The 18,374-nt window shown below is 57.6% G+C and carries 13 protein-coding genes and 3 tRNA genes; 10 read left to right on the forward strand and 6 right to left on the reverse strand.

The genetic code is table 11. The features are described from left to right. Positions 1-59: 59 nt before the first annotated feature. Positions 60-1,832 (forward strand): ABC transporter substrate-binding protein, encoded by a 1,773-nt coding sequence (locus LIX91_RS15835; protein ID WP_003415750.1) that lies wholly within the window; start codon positions 60-62, stop codon positions 1,830-1,832. 61 nt (positions 1,833-1,893) lie between these two features. Here the strand turns inward: LIX91_RS15835 and folD are convergent, their stop codons facing one another. Next, positions 1,894-2,748, reverse strand: a complete 855-nt coding sequence (gene folD, locus LIX91_RS15840) for a bifunctional methylenetetrahydrofolate dehydrogenase/methenyltetrahydrofolate cyclohydrolase FolD (protein WP_003415751.1) — start codon at positions 2,746-2,748, stop codon at positions 1,894-1,896. Between the two features lie 296 nt (positions 2,749-3,044). Here folD and LIX91_RS15845 point away from each other — a divergent pair. The 3 genes from LIX91_RS15845 (at position 3,045) to LIX91_RS15855 (ending at position 3,389) form a co-directional block, all read left to right on the forward strand. Beyond that, positions 3,045-3,121: transfer RNA gene (locus LIX91_RS15845), tRNA-Arg, on the forward strand. Positions 3,122-3,172: 51 nt separating this feature from the next. After that, positions 3,173-3,248, forward strand: a tRNA-His gene (locus LIX91_RS15850). 56 nt (positions 3,249-3,304) lie between these two features. After that, positions 3,305-3,389 (forward strand) — tRNA-Leu (locus LIX91_RS15855). 245 nt (positions 3,390-3,634) lie between these two features. On the opposite strand, the gene LIX91_RS15860 is transcribed toward LIX91_RS15855, so the two are convergent. Beyond that, positions 3,635-4,108: a hypothetical protein gene (locus tag LIX91_RS15860; RefSeq protein ID WP_226488749.1), complete on the reverse strand. Its 474-nt coding sequence runs from the start codon at positions 4,106-4,108 to the stop codon at positions 3,635-3,637. 1,095 nt (positions 4,109-5,203) lie between these two features. On the opposite strand from LIX91_RS15860, the gene tig reads away from it, so the two are divergent. The 6 genes from tig to LIX91_RS15890 all read left to right on the forward strand — a co-directional run bounded on the left by tig (position 5,204) and on the right by LIX91_RS15890 (position 13,760). After that, positions 5,204-6,514: a trigger factor gene (tig, locus tag LIX91_RS15865; protein WP_003315274.1), complete on the forward strand. Its 1,311-nt coding sequence runs from the start codon at positions 5,204-5,206 to the stop codon at positions 6,512-6,514. 91 nt (positions 6,515-6,605) lie between these two features. Then, a complete protein-coding gene (gene clpP, locus LIX91_RS15870; protein WP_002552734.1) occupies positions 6,606-7,247 on the forward strand; it encodes an ATP-dependent Clp endopeptidase proteolytic subunit ClpP in 642 nt (213 codons plus the stop codon). 106 nt (positions 7,248-7,353) lie between these two features. After that, positions 7,354-8,637: an ATP-dependent Clp protease ATP-binding subunit ClpX gene (clpX, locus tag LIX91_RS15875; protein WP_002552735.1), complete on the forward strand. Its 1,284-nt coding sequence runs from the start codon at positions 7,354-7,356 to the stop codon at positions 8,635-8,637. A gap of 207 nt (positions 8,638-8,844) precedes the next feature. Then, the gene (gene lon, locus LIX91_RS15880; RefSeq protein WP_003409729.1) at positions 8,845-11,241 is read left to right on the forward strand and encodes an endopeptidase La; all 2,397 of its coding nucleotides are present in this window, start codon (positions 8,845-8,847) and stop codon (positions 11,239-11,241) included. 146 nt (positions 11,242-11,387) lie between these two features. After that, complete coding sequence (locus LIX91_RS15885) at positions 11,388-11,672, forward strand: HU family DNA-binding protein (protein ID WP_003415754.1); 285 nt, start codon at positions 11,388-11,390, stop codon at positions 11,670-11,672. A 204-nt stretch (positions 11,673-11,876) separates the two neighbouring features. After that, entirely contained in the window at positions 11,877-13,760 is a 1,884-nt protein-coding gene (locus tag LIX91_RS15890; RefSeq protein WP_226488750.1) for a SurA N-terminal domain-containing protein, read from the forward strand. 94 nt (positions 13,761-13,854) lie between these two features. Here LIX91_RS15890 and fabI read toward each other — a convergent pair whose 3' ends face one another. The 4 genes from fabI to LIX91_RS15910 are packed head-to-tail and all read right to left on the reverse strand — an operon-like array spanning position 13,855 to position 18,374. Continuing rightward, on the reverse strand, positions 13,855-14,649 hold the full coding sequence (gene fabI, locus LIX91_RS15895) for an enoyl-ACP reductase FabI (protein ID WP_003415756.1): 795 nt from the start codon (positions 14,647-14,649) through the stop codon (positions 13,855-13,857). Between the two features lie 18 nt (positions 14,650-14,667). After that, positions 14,668-16,278 carry an ABC transporter ATP-binding protein gene (locus LIX91_RS15900; protein ID WP_003415757.1) on the reverse strand — a complete coding sequence of 537 codons (1,611 nt, stop codon included), beginning with the start codon at positions 16,276-16,278 and terminating at the stop codon, positions 14,668-14,670. A 1-nt stretch (position 16,279) separates the two neighbouring features. Beyond that, positions 16,280-17,299, reverse strand: a complete 1,020-nt coding sequence (locus LIX91_RS15905) for an ABC transporter permease (RefSeq protein ID WP_003409732.1) — start codon at positions 17,297-17,299, stop codon at positions 16,280-16,282. 1 nt (position 17,300) lies between these two features. After that, on the reverse strand, positions 17,301-18,374 hold the full coding sequence (locus tag LIX91_RS15910; protein WP_226488751.1) for a microcin C ABC transporter permease YejB: 1,074 nt from the start codon (positions 18,372-18,374) through the stop codon (positions 17,301-17,303).

An 18,374-nucleotide genomic window follows, 5' to 3' on the forward strand; every position in this document is an offset into this window, starting at 1 on the left:
GTGATCCGGTCGGCAGTATTGAAAAAGCGGGACTACATGAAAGCAACCTGGAGATGACTATGTTCAATAAGAAAAACAAGCTGCAACATAGCGTGACGCTGGCAACCATGATCATGCTCAGTGGGTTGAGTGTGTCGGCATGGGCGGATCAGTACGAAGATGCGGCGAAGAAGTGGGCGGCGAGCGAGTTCAAGCCGAGCACGCTTTCCGATGCCGAGCAGTTGAAAGAGCTGGAGTGGTTCATCGAAGCTGCCAAGCCGTTTCGTGGCATGGACATCAAGGTGGTGTCGGAAACCCTGACCACCCATGAATACGAATCCAAGACCCTGGCCAAGGCGTTCACCGAAATCACCGGTATCAAAGTCACCCATGACTTGCTGCAGGAAGGTGATGTCATCGAAAAGCTGCAGACCGCCATGCAGTCGGACAAGAGCATCTATGACGGCTGGGTCAACGACTCGGACCTGATCGGTACGCACTTCCGCTACGGCAAAGCGGTGTCGCTGACGGAGATGATGAAAAGTGACAGCGGTAAGTTAGTGACATCGCCAACCCTGGATATCAAGGACTTCATCGGCACCTCGTTTACCACCGCTCCAGACGGCAATCTTTACCAGCTGCCTGACCAGCAGTTCGCCAACCTGTACTGGTTCCGTGCCGACTGGTTCGAACGTCCCGACCTGAAAAAGAAATTCAAGGACAAGTACGGCTATGAGCTGGGCGTTCCGGTCAACTGGTCGGCTTACGAGGACATCGCCAAGTTCTTCAGCGAAGACGTCAAGGAGATCGACGGCAAGAAAGTCTTCGGGCACATGGACTATGGCAAGAAAGACCCGTCACTGGGCTGGCGTTTCACCGATGCCTGGTTCTCCATGGCCGGCAGCGGCGACAAGGGTTTGCCTAACGGTCTGCCGGTGGATGAGTGGGGTATTCGCGTCGAAGACTGCCATCCGGTCGGCTCCAGCATTACCCGCGGTGGCGACACCAACGGCCCGGCGGCAGTGTTCGCTACGCAGAAATACATCGACTGGCTGAAAGCCTATGCGCCGCCGGAAGCGGCGGGCATGACCTTCTCCGAATCCGGACCAGTGCCTTCGCAGGGTAACGTCGCGCAACAAATCTTCTGGTACACCGCCTTTACCGCCGACATGACCAAGCCAGGCCTGCCGGTGATGAATGCTGACGGCACGCCGAAGTGGCGCATGGCGCCTTCGCCGAAAGGCCCTTACTGGAAAGAAGGCATGAAGCTCGGCTATCAGGACGTCGGTTCATGGACGTTCCTGAAGTCGTCCGACGAGAAAAAGCGTCTGGCCGCCTGGCTGTATGCGCAATTCGTGACCTCGAAGAGCGTTTCGTTGAAGAAAACCATCGTCGGCCTGACGCCGATTCGCGAGTCGGACATCAATTCCAAGGAAATGACCGCACTGGCGCCCAAGCTCGGTGGTCTGGTGGAGTTCTATCGCAGTCCGGCACGCGTGCAATGGTCGCCTACCGGCACCAACGTGCCTGACTATCCGAAGCTGGCACAGCTGTGGTGGAGCCATGTGGCCGAGGCGGTCACTGGCGAGAAGACTGCGCAGGAGGCCCTCGACGGTCTGGCCAAGGACCAGGATGCGATCATGACGCGCATCGAGCGTTCCGGGGTTCAGAAGGCCAGCAATTGTGCGCCGAAGATGAATCCGGAAACCACTGCAGAAGCCTGGTACAAGAAGGCCGAAGAGAGCAACGGCAAGTTCCTCGCGCCACAGCGCAAGCTGGCCAACGAGAAACCCAAGGGCGAAACCATCGCCTACGCTGACCTGCTGAAAAGCTGGGAGGCAGCCAAGAAGTAAGGGTTTGTCGAGGTAAAAAAACGGCACCTTCAAGGTGCCGTTTTTTATTGCCGCAGGCTGATCAGTCGTGCAGGGTTTCTGCCGCGTACAGCGTGTTTTCCAGCAGGCAGGCGCGGGTCATGGGGCCGACGCCGCCAGGAACCGGGGTGATCCAGCCGGCGCGGGGCAGGGCGGTCTCGTAAACCACGTCGCCTACCAGCTTGCCGTCTTCCTGGCGATTGATGCCGACGTCGATGACGATCGCGCCCTGTTTGATCCATTCGCCTTTGACAAGGCCCGGCTTGCCGGCGGCAACCACCACCAGATCGGCACGACCCACGTGGCCTGCCAGATCCTTGGTGAAGCGGTGGGTCACCGTGACGGTGCAGCCCGCCAGCAGCAGTTCCATCGCCATCGGGCGGCCGACGATGTTGGACGCGCCGACGACGACGGCATCCAGACCGTACAGGTCGACACCGGTGCTTTCGAGCAAGGTCATGATGCCCTTGGGGGTGCATGGACGCAGCAGTGGAATGCGCTGAGCGAGGCGACCCACGTTATAGGGATGGAAGCCGTCCACGTCCTTGTCCGGGCGAATGCGCTCCAGCAGCAGCGAAGCGTCGAGGTGCGCAGGCAAGGGCAGTTGCAGCAGGATACCGTCGACAGCGGCATCCTCATTGAGGCGGTCGATCAGATCGGTCAGTGCTGCTTGAGTGGTCTCAGCGGGCAAGTCGTAAGCCTGGGAGATAAAACCGACTTCCTCGCAGTCCTTGCGCTTGTGAGAGACATAGACCTGGGAGGCGGGGTCGCTGCCGACCAGAATCACCGCGAGGCCCGGCGTACGCAGACCTTGCTGGCTACGTTCGGCGACACGTTTGGCGATCTGCTGGCGCAGGCTGGCGGCGATCGCCTTGCCGTCGATTAGTTTTGCAGTCATGACGCGTGATTAACCATCGAGAGGAAAAAAATGAGCGCGCATTCTCTCATGACATGGCGCGAGGGCAAAGGCGATTGCTTTGCATATTCAGCTAACTCCTTTATCTAGCTGAATTTTTTTCAAAAAAAGGTTGACGACCCCAGGGGGCGTCTATAAGATTCGTCGCACTTGCCGGGCAGAGCCCAGCACTGGTTAAGCTAGCACTGGTTGATTCGGTCAGGCAGAGTTGCAAATCAGCTCGGTGTGATCGATTGAAAGCCTTTTAGTTTGTTATCGCAAGAGTACAAATTATATAAGTGCCCGTAGCTCAGCTGGATAGAGCATCCGCCTTCTAAGCGGATGGTCGCAGGTTCGAGTCCTGCCGGGTGCGCCATTCAAGGCAGCTTTGGCACAGCAAGTAAGTTGCATCGTCACGCGCAATATGGTGGGCGTAGCTCAGTTGGTAGAGCACAGGATTGTGACTCCTGCGGTCGTGGGTTCGAACCCCATCGTCCACCCCATATTAAGAAGGGCGCCAGATTGATAGTCTGGCGCCTTTGCTTTAAAAGTCTGAAATGCGGATGTGGTGGAATTGGTAGACACACTGGATTTAGGTTCCAGCGCCGCAAGGTGTGAGAGTTCGAGTCTCTCCGTCCGCACCAGATGTACTTTCGTCGGGTTCCAGTGAGCACCGCGAAAGTCAAGAGAAGCCCGCCCAGTGCGGGCTTTTTTTTGTCCTGGATTTCTCATTAGGCAGTTTTATCTGCGGTTTTGGCTGTGTCTGTGAGGCGGTGCGAATTTGGATCTGGTCGGCGATGGCTGAGGGGGAGAGGCTGCGGCGGCGCGAGCGGTAGTTCATGCTCGCGGCGCGCTGGACTGCAATTTCAGCCTGATGGCGGCTGTATGCTTATTCGATAACCAGCAAAACCCTGGATTGGCACAGAAGTGATGAGTGCTCGCCCGGAATTTCAGTGACTACGCTGTAGCCGCCGGATTCCAGTGAGGATAAATCGGCAGAGAATGAAAAGCCTGATTTCAGGAAGTTTTCATTGCCGAACGCTTTGATCAGATCAGGGCGGTCCACGATCACAGGATCTTTGAACATGACGGGGGTGCCTTTGTAGCCCGTCAGGCGGAGTCTGATTTCCTTGGGGGCGCGCTGGTTGGCTGTGTCGATGGCCCATCCGTTGAACTGGGCCATGCCTTTGGCTAAATAGACAGTTGAGCCGGTCTTTCCGCCAATCGAGTCGATAGCGCACTTGTCTGTTGCATAGTTTGTGACTTTGGCTGCGCTTTCTTTGCTCCCGTCTTTATCATTGCACCCCGTCATGATCGCTGAAGTTATAGCGAGAACACTTACTGCAGCAATCATCTTGAGCATGATTTTTCCTGGGAGATGTCGATGTTGTGGAGAGGGGCTGAGTGGTTTTGACGGTTTGGCAGCGCATTGGCGCGAGGCGGAGATTATATGATTCATCGTCGTCGCAGCCTCTGTCCCCGCTGCTCGGGCAGCAAAATCAGGGGTCGGATTATGGAGTGCTTAGCCCAGCAGCACAAGGGTGCAGGGTCGCCAGGCTCCGGGGTTGACCAGGTTCTCCCGTTGAATGATCCAGGCGATCCGGCTGGCTTGATCTTCCCGTGCGTCAGGTGGGAGGCCGGCTTTGCGTGCCGCTCGCTGCGATCCATCGCTTTCAGACGAATTGACATGAAAGTCCCGCTGTTATGAGCTTGTGTCGAGGTGGTTATAAAAGTTCAGGTGTTTCGCGTGTCGATGTTTTGTAGGTGTCAGGTCAGCCAAAAGTTGTCTTGTCCCCGATAACTTGCAGCGTCGTCGCCTGGATGCTTGATATGTGCGAAGTGGGGTTATTGCCATAAGTTTCAGTTATTGATGAACGGAGGGCGATCGCCGAGCCGGGGTGTATTTGCCCCCCCCTGTTCGTTGTCAGGCGGTTGCGCGACCCGCCTGAGTAAAAAAGGCCAGTCCGGTCAATTGCTTGCCATGGGTGGCGCGGCATCGCTGCGTTGTGTACGATGCGCGCCGGGTTGAATAAGGCTTCGAAGTTGGAGCAGGCATTTGGTTGATTTTGTAATCGCCATCCGCTGGAGCCTGGATTGCCGGGGCAAGAGCTCCTCGGCTACACGAAATGGCCGCCTTGAGCGGTTTTTTTGTTTCAAGGTATTCGTTTTAACGTTTCGCTGGTTCGGTGGTCACATTACCACTGGTCGAGTGGGGCGCTGTGTAGATGGAGTCGGTGATCGTCTTGTGCGGATGCGTCCTTATATAAAGGAAGCTGTGCCAGACCTGTCGCGGTTAGTGAGGGGGTCATTTCCATCTCGCCCGGCTGTAGGCCGATTCCTTCTTGTTAACCCGCCCTTTTTCAGTAGGGTGACTTCTTGAGTTTGACCCACTAGAATGCATGCCCTTGATTCTGGGGTCGGAAACGGCCGGCTAACGTCTGTGCAACGAGGAATATCCATGCAAGTTTCTGTTGAAAATACTTCCGCTCTTGAGCGCCGCATGACCATTGGCGTACCTGCCGAGCGCATCGAGACTGAAGTCAACAAGCGTCTGCAACAGACCGCGCGCAAAGCCAAGATCCCGGGCTTCCGCCCTGGCAAGGTGCCTATGAGCGTGATTCGTCAGCGTTACGAAGACGGCGCACGTCAGGAGGCACTGGGCGATCTGATTCAGGCTACTTTCTATGAAGCTGTGGTTGAGCAGAAGCTGAACCCGGCCGGTGCTCCTGCTGTAGAGCCCAAGTCGTTCGAAAAAGGCAAAGATCTGGAATACGTGGCTACTTTCGAAGTATTCCCGGAATTCACCGTTGCCGGCTTCGACAGCATCTCCGTAGAGCGCCTGTCTGCCGATGTGGCCGACAGCGATCTGGACAACATGCTTGAAGTGCTGCGCAAGCAGAACGTTCGTTTCGAAGTGGCTGATCGTGCTGCCCAGAACGAAGACCAGCTGAACATCGATTTCGTCGGCAAGGTCGACGGCGAAGTGTTCGCTGGCGGTTCCGCTACCGGCACCCAGCTGGTTCTGGGTTCCGGCCGCATGATCCCTGGTTTCGAAGACGGTCTGGTTGGCGCCAAGGCCGGTGAAGAGCGCGTTCTGAACGTGACCTTCCCTGAGGACTATCAGAACCTCGAGCTGGCCGGCAAGGCTGCCGAGTTCACCGTGACCGTCAACACCGTTTCCGAGCCAAAGCTGCCTGAGCTGAACGAAGAGTTCTTCAAGCAGTTCGGTATCAAGGAAACCGGTATCGAAGGCTTCCGCACCGAAGTTCGCAAGAACATGGAGCGCGAGCTGCGTCAGGCGATCAAGTCCAAGGTCAAGAATCAGGTCATGGACGGTCTGCTGGCCGCCAACCCGATCGAAGTGCCTAAAGCGCTGCTGGAAAACGAAGTCAACCGTCTGCGTGTGCAGGCCGTTCAGCAGTTCGGCGGCAACATCAAGCCTGACCAGCTGCCGGCAGAGCTGTTCGAAGAGCAGGCCAAGCGCCGCGTCGAGCTGGGTCTGATCGTTGCCGAGGTCGTCAAGCAGTTCGACCTCAAGCCTGATGACGCTCGCGTTCGCGAAATGATTCAGGAAATGGCCTCCGCCTATCAGGAGCCTGAGCAGGTCGTTGCCTGGTACTACAAGAACGAGCAGCAAATGAACGAGGTACGTTCTGTTGTGCTTGAAGAGCAAGTTGTAGATACTGTTTTGCAGAAAGCTAGCGTGACCGACAAATCGGTCTCCTACGAAGAAGCTGTCAAGCCGGTGGAAGCTCCAAAAGCCGACTGATTTCTCTTTTCGTGCGAAAACACCCACAAGCCAGCCTTCGCGCTGGCTTGTGCGTATTCAAGACTCGACTATTTGGGAGTGAATGCAGGACATGTCCCGCAATTCTTATATTCAGCAGAACTCTGACATCCAGGCCGCTGGCGGCCTGGTCCCGATGGTTATCGAGCAGTCCGCCCGTGGCGAACGCGCCTATGACATCTATTCGCGCCTTCTCAAGGAGCGAGTCATCTTTATGGTTGGTCCGGTAGAGGACTACATGGCCAACCTTATCGCGGCACAGCTGCTCTTCCTTGAAGCGGAAAACCCGGACAAGGATATCCATCTCTACATCAACTCGCCGGGCGGTTCGGTGACTGCAGGCATGTCGATCTACGACACCATGCAGTTCATCAAGCCGGACGTTTCGACCATCTGTATCGGTCAGGCTTGCAGCATGGGTGCATTCCTGCTGGCCGGCGGTGCAGAAGGCAAGCGTCATTGCCTGCCCAACTCGCGGATGATGATTCACCAGCCGCTGGGCGGTTTCCAGGGGCAGGCGTCGGACATCGACATCCATGCCAAGGAAATCCTGCACATTCGTCATCGTCTCAACTCGCTGCTGGCGCATCACACCGGCCAGAGCCTCGAAACCATCGAGCGCGATACCGAGCGTGACAACTTCATGAGCGCAGAGCGTGCGGCCGAATACGGCCTGATCGACTCGGTGATCAACAAGCGTCAAATGCCTGCCTAAGCGGCTCAAAATGTAGGGGGTCGGCACAACCGACCGCCTGCGGACTTGAAAAAGCCCGCAATAGCCTTCATCTTGTGTTGCAAGCCTACCGGATTGGATCGATCGAATGACTGACACCCGCAACGGCGAGGACAACGGCAAATTGCTCTATTGCTCCTTCTGTGGCAAAAGCCAGCATGAAGTGCGCAAATTGATTGCCGGCCCCTCGGTCTTTATCTGCGACGAGTGCGTCGACCTGTGCAATGACATCATCCGTGAGGAGGTGCAGGAAGCTCAGGCCGAAAGCAGCGCGCATAAATTGCCTTCGCCTAAAGAAATCAGCGGCATCCTTGACCAGTACGTCATCGGTCAGGAACGTGCCAAAAAGGTTCTCGCAGTAGCGGTGTACAACCACTACAAGCGTTTGAATCAGCGTGACAAGAAGAACGACGACGTCGAACTGGGCAAGAGCAACATCCTGCTGATCGGCCCTACGGGCTCCGGCAAGACGCTGCTGGCCGAAACACTGGCTCGCCTGCTCAACGTACCGTTCACCATCGCTGACGCCACCACCCTGACCGAAGCCGGTTATGTGGGTGAGGACGTCGAAAACATTATCCAGAAGCTGTTGCAGAAATGTGATTACGATGTAGAGAAGGCCCAGATGGGTATTGTCTACATCGACGAAATCGACAAGATTTCGCGCAAATCCGACAACCCTTCGATCACTCGTGACGTGTCAGGTGAAGGCGTGCAGCAAGCCTTGCTGAAACTGATCGAGGGCACCGTGGCTTCCGTTCCGCCTCAAGGTGGTCGCAAGCATCCGCAGCAGGAATTCCTGCAAGTGGACACGCGCAATATCCTCTTTATCTGCGGTGGCGCCTTCTCGGGTCTGGAAAAGGTCATTCAGAACCGTTCCACCCGCGGCGGCATCGGCTTCAATGCCGAGGTTCGCAGCAAGGAGGAGGGCAAGAAGGTTGGCGAGTCGCTGCGTGAAGTCGAGCCTGACGATCTGGTCAAGTTCGGTCTGATCCCCGAGTTCGTGGGCCGTCTGCCGGTGCTTGCGACGCTGGACGAGCTGGACGAGGCTGCTTTGATACAGATCCTCACCGAGCCGAAGAACGCGCTGACCAAGCAGTATGCCAAGCTGTTCGAGATGGAAGGTGTGGACCTCGAGTTCCGTACCGATGCGCTGAAATCGGTTGCCCGTCGCGCGCTGGAGCGCAAGACCGGTGCCCGTGGCCTGCGTTCGATCCTCGAGGGCGTGCTGCTCGACACCATGTACGAAATCCCGTCGCAGAGCGACGTGAGCAAGGTGGTGATCGACGAAAGCGTTATCGATGGCACGTCCAAGCCGCTGTTGATCTACGAAAACAGCGAGCCGCCTGCCAAGGTTGCTCCCGACGCATAAACGCATGTTCATATGCGTGTGAAGTAATACTGAAGGGGGCCTTTTTGGTCCCCTTTTGCATTTTTAAGCCGTTCATTCGTTTTGTATGAAGAAACTGATCTTGGCGGGTCGCGCCTCTAGAGCTTGTTTTTTTTGGACGCTACCCCCATCTTGGCTTCAAGCTAATTCCATCTGTCCCGGCCAATTGGCCGCCGTAGAGGCGAAATCATGAAGACCACTATTGAATTGCCTCTCTTGCCATTGCGTGATGTCGTGGTTTATCCGCACATGGTTATCCCGCTGTTCGTGGGGCGCGAGAAGTCTATCGAAGCCCTTGAAGCGGCAATGACAGGCGACAAGCAGATCCTGCTGCTCGCGCAAAGAAACCCGGCTGACGACGATCCTGATGAAAAGGCTCTGTACAGCGTCGGCACCATTGCCACCGTATTGCAATTGCTCAAGCTGCCCGATGGCACCGTCAAGGTACTGGTCGAAGGCGAGCAGCGTGGTTCGGTAGAGCGTTTCATCGAAGTCGATGGCCACTACCGTGCAGACGTCGCGCTGATCGACGAAGTCGATGCGCCGGATCGTGAATCGGAAGTATTCGTGCGCAGCCTGCTGGCTCAGTTCGAGCAGTATGTGCAACTGGGCAAGAAAGTCCCTGCAGAGGTCCTGTCGTCGCTAAACAGCATCGATGAGCCTGGCCGCCTGGTTGACACTATGGCAGCGCACATGGCGCTCAAAATCGAGCAGAAGCAGGAAATCCTCGAGATTATCGACCTGTCAGCCCGTGTCGAGCACGTGCTGGCCTTGCTGGATGCCGAAATCGACCTGCTGCAGGTCGAAAAGCGCATTCGCGGTCGTGTGAAGAAGCAAATGGAGCGCAGCCAGCGCGAGTACTACCTGAATGAGCAGATGAAGGCCATTCAGAAGGAACTGGGCGATGGCGACGAAGGCCACAACGAAATCGAAGAGCTGAAAAAGCGCATCGACGCTGCGGGCCTGCCCAAGGACGCTCTGACCAAGGCGAATGCCGAGCTGAACAAGCTCAAGCAAATGTCGCCGATGTCGGCCGAAGCGACCGTGGTGCGCTCCTACATCGACTGGCTGGTTCAGGTGCCGTGGAAGGCGCAGAGCAAAGTGCGTCTGGACCTTGCGCGTGCCGAAGCGATTCTCGATGCCGACCACTATGGTCTGGACGAGGTCAAGGAACGCATCCTCGAATACCTCGCCGTGCAGAAGCGCGTGAAGAAGATTCGCGGCCCTGTGCTGTGTCTGGTAGGTCCACCGGGTGTGGGTAAAACCTCCCTGGCCGAGTCCATCGCCAACGCGACCAATCGCAAATTCGTGCGTATGGCACTGGGTGGCGTGCGTGACGAGGCTGAAATTCGTGGTCATCGCCGGACTTACATCGGTTCGATGCCAGGAAGATTGATACAAAAGATGACAAAGGTGGGCGTTCGCAACCCGCTGTTCCTGCTTGACGAAATCGACAAGATGGGCAGCGACATGCGTGGCGATCCGGCGTCGGCATTGCTTGAGGTGCTTGATCCCGAGCAGAACCACAATTTCAACGATCACTACCTTGAGGTCGACTACGATCTTTCGGACGTGATGTTCCTCTGCACGTCGAACTCGATGAACATTCCGCCCGCGCTGCTGGACCGGATGGAAGTCATTCGCCTGCCGGGCTACACCGAAGACGAAAAGATCAACATCGCCGTCAAGTACCTCTCGCCCAAGCAGATTCAGGCCAACGGCTTGAAGAAAGGCGAGATCAGCTTTGACGAGGAGGCGATCCGCGACATCATCCGTTATTACACCCGTGAAGCGGGCGTGCGCGGGCTGGAGCGTCAGATTGCCAAGGTCTGCCGCAAGGCGGTCAAAGAGCACGCGATGGAAAAACGTTTCGCGGTGCAGGTCACGGCCGACATGCTCGAGCACTTCCTGGGCGTGCGCAAGTTCCGCTACGGGCTGGCAGAGCAGCAGGATCAGATCGGTCAGGTCACCGGCCTGGCGTGGACTCAGGTGGGCGGTGAATTGCTGACCATCGAGGCTGCCGTGGTATCGGGCAAGGGTCAGTTGATCAAGACCGGTTCGCTGGGTGATGTCATGGTCGAATCCATTACCGCAGCCCAGACCGTGGTTCGCAGCCGTGCCCGTAGCCTGGGCATCCCCGCTGATTTCCATGAGAAACACGACACGCATATCCACATGCCGGAAGGCGCCACGCCGAAGGATGGACCGAGCGCTGGCGTGGGCATGTGCACTGCACTTGTTTCGGCACTTACACAGATCCCCGTGCGGGCGGATGTGGCAATGACGGGCGAAATTACCCTGCGTGGTCAAGTGCTGGCGATTGGTGGTTTGAAGGAAAAACTTCTGGCTGCACACCGTGGCGGAATCAAGACAGTGATCATTCCAGAAGAAAATGTGCGTGATTTGAAGGAGATTCCTGACAATATCAAGCAGGATCTGCAGATCAAGCCCGTTAAATGGATTGACGAAGTCCTGCAAATTGCGCTGCAATACGCGCCGGAGCCTTTGCCGGACGTGGCTACAGATCTGGTCGCCAAGGAAGAGAAGCGCGAGTCTGACTCTAAGGACAGAATTAGCACGCATTAAGTCTGGGCAGGCTTCCTTGACAGCTTTTTAGAGCCCTTGTTATAAAGCGGCTCTTTAAAGCAATCACAGGCAAGCCCTCCAGCGCTCGTTTTGCTTAACACCTAAAACTTAGAAACATACTCAATATAGAGATAAGGGGACTTAGAGTGAACAAGTCGGAACTGATTGATGCTATCGCTGCATCTGCTGATATCCCGAAAGCTGCTGCTGGCCGCGCGCTGGACGCAGTGATCGAATCCGTCACTGGCGCTCTGAAAGGTGGCGACCCGGTTGTTTTGGTTGGCTTTGGTACGTTCTCTGTGACTCACCGTCCTGCTCGTACCGGTCGTAACCCTCAGACAGGGAAAACGCTGGAAATCGCTGCTGCCATGAAACCAGGTTTCAAAGCCGGTAAAGCTCTTAAAGAAGCTGTCAACCAAACTGACAAGTAAGCCTCTTTACGCCTTGCCCGCTGGATCGGGCCTGTCCTGATCCAGTAGCGGAGCGGTGGTGCACTCGGTTGCGACACCGAAGGGTTCGAGCCCTACCGCTTCGTCAGTTACGAGAAGGCGCATCCTCGGATGCGCCTTTCTTCTATCCGCTTTCTACCCACGCTCCGCGGTTGGTTAGTCAGTACAACCGTTTTGGGGGACGCAATGCTGCAGAACATCAGGGACAATTCACAAGGCTGGATTGCCAAGACAATTATCGGACTCATCATCGCCTTGATGGCCTTCACCGGCATTGAAGCGATGTTTACCGCTACCAGCAACAAGCAGAACGCGGCTGAAGTCAACGGCGAGGACATCTCTCAGAATGAGTTGAGTCAGGCCGTGGACATGCAGCGCCGTCAGTTGGCTCAACAGCTTTCGCAACAGCTGGGCAAGGATTTCGATCCTGCCATGCTGGATGAAAAGCTGTTGCGCGAATCAGCGCTCAAGGGCCTGATCGACCGCAAGCTGCTGCTGCAAGGCGCGGCGGATGCCAAGTTCTCGTTTTCCGACGCGGCACTGGATCAGCAGCTTTTGCAGACGCCCGAATTTCAGGTGGATGGCAAATTCAGCGCAGACCGTTTCGATCAGGTCATTCGCCAGTTGGGTTACAGCCGTCTGCAGTTCCGCCAGATGCTGGGTCAGGAAATGCTCATCGGTCAGGTACGTGCAGGTGTTGCCGGCAGTGCCTTCGTAACCGACGCACAGGTTGAAGCCTTCGCACGCCTCGAAAAGCAGACCCGTGATTTCGCGTCGCTGACCCTGCCTGCCGATACCTCGGCGGTCAAAGTGACCGATGACGAAGTCAAGGCTCACTACGACGAGCATGCCAAGGAGTTCATGAGCCCTGAGCAGGTCGTACTCGACTACATCGAATTGAAGAAGTCGTCCTTCTTCGACAAGGTGCAGGTCAAGGACGAGGACTTGCAGGCGGCTTATCAGAAGGAAATCGCCAATCTGTCCGAACAGCGTCGTGCGGCACACATCCTGATCGAAGTGAACGACAAGCTGAATGACGAGCAGGCCAAGGCGAAGATTGAAGAAATTCAGCAGCGTCTGGCCAAGGGTGAGGATTTCGCGGCACTGGCCAAGGAATACTCGCAGGACCCGGGTTCGTCGAACAAGGGCGGTGATCTGGGCTACGCAGGCAAGGGTGTCTATGACCCGGCTTTCGAAGAGGCGCTGTATGCCTTGAACAAGGACCAGGTTTCGCAGCCGGTGCGTACCGACTTCGGCTGGCACCTGATCAAGCTGCTGGGCGTCGAAGCACCTTCTGTGCCGACCTTTGCCAGTCTGAAAGGCAAGCTGACCAACGATTTGAAATCGCAGCTGGTCGAGCAGAAGTTTGTCGAAGTGACCAAGCAGCTGGAAGACTCGGCGTTCGAATCGTCCGACCTGTCGCAGCCGGCTCAGGACCTGGGCCTGAAGGTTCAGACCACTGCACCGTTCGGTCGTGAAGGCGGCGAAGGCCTGACGGCCAACCGCGCGGTCATCCAGGCGGCATTCAGCCCTGAAGTGCTGGAAGAGGGCGCCAACAGCAACACGCTGGAGCTGGATCCGGAAACCGTCGTGGTGGTGCGCTCCAAAGAGCACCTGCAACCGCAGCAGTTGCCACTTGAGAGCGTTGCCAGCTCGATTCGCACTCAACTGGTCAAGGAGCATGCTTCGGCAGCTGCCAAGGCCAGGGGCGAGGCGCTGCTGGCCGGTCTGCGTGACGGCAAGATCCCGTTGGCGGCCAAGCAGGAAGGTCGTGACTGGAAGATGATGGAAGCGGTCACTCGCAGTCAGGAAGGGGTTGACCCTCAAGTGCTGCAGACCCTGTTCCGCATGCCCAAGCCGACAGGTAAGGACAAGCCGGAGTTCGCCAGCATCACTGCGTCGGATGGCAGCTTCGTGATCGTCCGTCTCAATGGCGTCAATCAGGCGGCTGCGCCGACTGATGCCGAGAAGGCGCAGTATCGTCGCTTCCTTGCCTCCCGCGAGGGGCAACAGGATTTCGCGGCGTACCGTGCACAGCTGGAAAGCAAGGCGAAGATCGAGAAGTTCTAATCTCGAAACGCGCAAACAAAGAAGGCCGCTCATTGAGCGGCCTTTTTTTTTGAGTCCGGGAAAGTGCCGCTCACGAGGAGCGGCGTTTACCGTATTACTCGTCCATGCTGCCCATCGCGGTGGTGTTGAAGCCGCCGTCGACGTACATGATTTCACCGCTGATGCCCGACGCCAGGTCGGAGCACAGGAACGCGCCGGCGTTGCCGACTTCGTCGATGGTGACGTTGCGGCGCAGAGGGGTCTGCGCTTCGTTGGCAGCCAGCATCTTGCGGAAGTTCTTGATGCCTGACGCGGCCAGGGTGCGGATCGGGCCGGCCGATACAGCATTGACGCGAGTACCATCCGGGCCGAGGCTGCCGGCCAGGTAACGAACGCCGGCTTCCAGGCTGGCCTTGGCCATGCCCATGACGTTGTAGTTGGGCATGGTGCGCTCTGCGCCCAGGTAAGACAGGGTCAGCAGGCTGCCGTTACGGCCCTTCATCATTTCGCGACCGGCCTTGGCCAGGGCCACGAAGCTGTAGGCGCTGATGTCATGAGCGATGCGGAAACCTTCGCGCGTGGTGGCTTCGGTGAAGTCGCCATCGAGCTGGTCGCCAGGCGCGAAGCCGACCGAGTGAACGATCACGTCCAGGCCGTCCCACTTCTTGCTCAGCTCTTCGAAGACCTTGTTGATCTCTTCGTCGCTGGCCACGTCGCAAGGGAAGCACAGCTCAGGGCCCGAACCCCAGCCTGCGGCGAACTCTTCGACACGACCCTTGAGTTTGTCGTTCTGGTAGGTGAAGGCAAGCTCTGCGCCTTCACGATGCATGGCGGCGGCAATGCCGGATGCGATGGACAGTTTACTGGCGACACCGACGATCAGGACGCGCTTACCGGCGAGAAAACCCATGTGTTGTTCCTCTTCAGGTTAATCGACAGCTACCGGCGCCAAAAAGGCGGCCTCCAGCAGCTGCTGTGTATAAGGATGTTGCGGTGCGGCGAAGATATCCTGCGCTGCACCCTGTTCGACCACTTGGCCTTGCTTGACCACCATCAACTGGTGGCTCAGCGCTTTGACGACAGCCAGGTCATGGCTGATGAACAAATACGTCAGGTTGTACTTGGTTTGCAGCGAGCGAAGCAGCTCGACGACCTGACGCTGTACGGTCCGGTCGAGGGCCGAGGTCGGCTCGTCCAGCAAAATCAGCGCCGGCTTCAAGACCAGCGCACGTGCAATGGCGATCCGCTGGCGCTGGCCACCGGAGAACTCGTGAGGGTAGCGGTGCCGGGTATCCGGGTCCAGACCAACCTCCCTGAGCGCTTCGATGATCGCCGTCTGCTGTTCGGCGGCCGTACCCATGCCGTGGATTCGCAAGCCTTCGCCAACGATTTCAGATACCGACATACGCGGGCTCAAACTGCCAAACGGGTCCTGGAAAACCACTTGCATCTGCCTGCGCAGCGGACGGATCTGCTGTTGCGACAGGGATTCTAGCGCGTTGCCCTTGAACCGTATGGTGCCCTGACTGCCGATCAGTCGAAGAATCGCCAGGCCCAGCGTCGATTTGCCCGACCCGCTTTCACCCACAATACCCAGTGTTTGCCCTTGCGGCAGGCTGAAACGTATGCCGTCCACCGCCTTGACGTGGTCGACGGTGCGCTTGAGCAGGCCTTTTTTGATCGGGAACCAGACTTTCAGGTCCTCGATTTCAAGCAGCGGAGCGCCTGCGGGGTTGGTCGAAGGACCGCCGCTGGGCTCGGCGCTGAGCAACACTTTGGTGTAAGGATGTTGCGGCGAACGGAACAATTCTTCGCACGATGCCTGTTCGACGATGCAACCGCGCTGCATGACACATACTCGGTTGGCTATTTGCCTTACGACGTTCAGATCGTGGCTGATCAGCAGCAGTGCCATGCCCAGGCGAGCCTGCAACTGCTTGAGCAATTCGAGGATTTTCAGCTGTACCGTCACATCCAGCGCGGTGGTCGGCTCATCGGCAATCAGCAGCTCGGGTTCGTTGGCCAGGGCCATGGCGATCATGACACGCTGCCGCTGGCCGCCTGACAGCTCGTGTGGCAGTGCTTTGAGGCGTTTGTGTGGCTCAGGGATGCCGACCAGATCGAGCAGCTCCAGCGTGCGCTCGGTGGCCGCCTTGCCAGTCAGGCCCTTGTGCAGGCCCAGCACCTCGTTGATCTGTTTTTCCACCGAATGCAGCGGATTGAGCGAGGTCATCGGCTCCTGGAAGATCATGGCGATCCGGTTGCCACGGATCGTGCGCAGTTTTTTCTCTTCCACTTTCAGCAGGTCTTCACCCGCGTAGCGAATCGTGCCGCTCGGGTGGCTGGCGATGGGGTAGGGCAGCAGGCGCAGGATCGAGTGCGCGGTGACTGACTTGCCCGAACCGCTTTCGCCGACCAGCGCAAGCGTTTCACCGCGGCGAATATCGAAGCTGATGTTCTCGACCACGCGTTGCCGTGAGTCGCCCGTCACGAACTCGACCGCCAGATCGCGGATTTCGATCAGATTGTCATTGTTCATCTTATTTCCTTGGGTCGAAAGCATCGCGGGCTGACTCGCCGATGAACACCAGCAGGCTCAGCATGATGGCCAGCACAGCAAAGGCGCTGATGCCCAGCCAGGGTGCCTGCAGGTTGGATTTGCCCTGCGCCACCAGCTCGCCCAGCGACGGCGAGCCGGCGGGCAGGCCAAAGCCCAGAAAGTCCAGCGCCGTCAGGGTGCCGATGGCGCCGGTGAGAATGAACGGCAGAAAGGTCATGGTCGACACCATGGCGTTGGGCAGGATATGGCGGAACATGATCGCGCCGTTCTCCATGCCCAGCGCCCGCGCGGCCCTTACGTATTCCAGATTGCGGCCACGCAGGAACTCGGCGCGCACCACGTCCACCAGGCTCATCCAGGAAAACAGCAGCATGATGCCCAGCAACCACCAGAAGTTGGGCTGTACGAAGCTGGCGAGGATGATCAGCAGATACAGTACCGGCAGGCCCGACCAGACCTCGAGGAAGCGCTGGCCCAGCAGGTCGACCCAGCCGCCATAGAAGCCCTGCAAGGCACCGGCGATGACGCCTATGATCGAGCTGAGGACGGTCAGGGTCAGAGCGAACAGTACCGAAATCCTGAAACCGTAGATCACCCGTGCCAGCACGTCACGGCCCTGATCATCGGTGCCCAGCAGGTTCTCCCGCGAAGGCGGCGCCGGGGCAGGGACTTTCAGGTCGTAGTTGATGCTCTGGTAGCTGAACGGGATGGGCGCCCACAGGGTCCAGCCATCCTTCGCGGCGAGCAGTTCCTTGATATACGGGCTCTTGTAGTTGGCTTCCAGCGGGAATTCGCCACCGAAAGTGGTTTCCGGGTAACGCTCGAATACCGGGAAGTACCAGCTGCCGTCATAACGCACGGCCAGCGGTTTATCGTTGGCGATCAGTTCGGCGCCCAGGCTCAGGCCGAACAGAATCAGGAACAGCCACAATGACCACCAGCCACGCCTGTTGGCCTTGAAGCGTTCGAAGCGACGGCGATTGAGAGGAGACAGCTTCATATCAATGCTTCCTGCTTTCGAAGTCGATGCGCGGGTCCACGAGGGTGTAGGTGATATCACCGATCAGTTTCACCACCAGCCCCAGCAGGGTGAAGATGAACAGCGTACCGAACACCACCGGATAGTCGCGGTTGATCGCGGCTTCAAAGCTCATCAGGCCCAGGCCGTCCAGCGAGAAGATCACTTCCACCAGCAGCGAGCCGGTGAAGAAGATACCAATGAACGCTGACGGGAAGCCGGCGATCACCAGCAGCATCGCGTTGCGAAACACATGGCCGTAAAGCACCTTGTGGTTGCTCAGGCCCTTGGCTTTGGCCGTGGTCACGTATTGCTTGCTGATTTCGTCGAGAAAGCTGTTCTTGGTCAGCAGCGTCATGGTGGCAAAGTTGCCGATCACCAGCGCGGTGACTGGCAACACCAGATGCCAGAAGTAATCGAATACCTTGCCCAGCGTGCTCAGTTCGTCGTAGTTGTTGGAGGTCAGCCCGCGCAGTGGAAACCAGTTGAAGTAGCTGCCCCCGGCGAACACCACGATCAGCAGAATCGCGAACAGGAACGCCGGAATGGCATAGCCGACGATGATTGCCGAACTGGTCCATACGTCGAACTGGCTGCCGTGGCGCGTGGCCTTGGCAATCCCCAGTGGGATCGACACCAGGTACATGATCAGGGTGCTCCATAACCCGAGGGAAATGGACACCGGCATCTTCTCGACAATCAGGTCGATGACCTTGGCATCGCGAAAAAAACTGTCGCCGAAATCCAGCGTGGCGTAGTTCTTGATCATGATCCACAGGCGTTCCGGCGCCGACTTGTCGAAACCGTACATGCGTTCGATTTCCTTGACCAGTGCCGGGTCCAGGCCTTGCGCGCCGCGGTAGTTGGAGCCGGCCACCGATACTTCGGCGCCGCCTCCGGCAATCCGGCTGGTGGCGCCATCGAAGCCTTCGATCTTGGCGATCATCTGTTCGACCGGGCCACCGGGCGCAGCCTGAATGATGACGAAGTTGATGATCAGGATGCCGAGCAGGGTAGGGATGATCAGCAGCAGCCGTCGCAGAATATAAGCCAGCAT

It is taken from the genome of Pseudomonas sp. B20 (genome assembly GCF_020515755.1).
Classification (GTDB): domain Bacteria; phylum Pseudomonadota; class Gammaproteobacteria; order Pseudomonadales; family Pseudomonadaceae; genus Aquipseudomonas; species Aquipseudomonas syringae.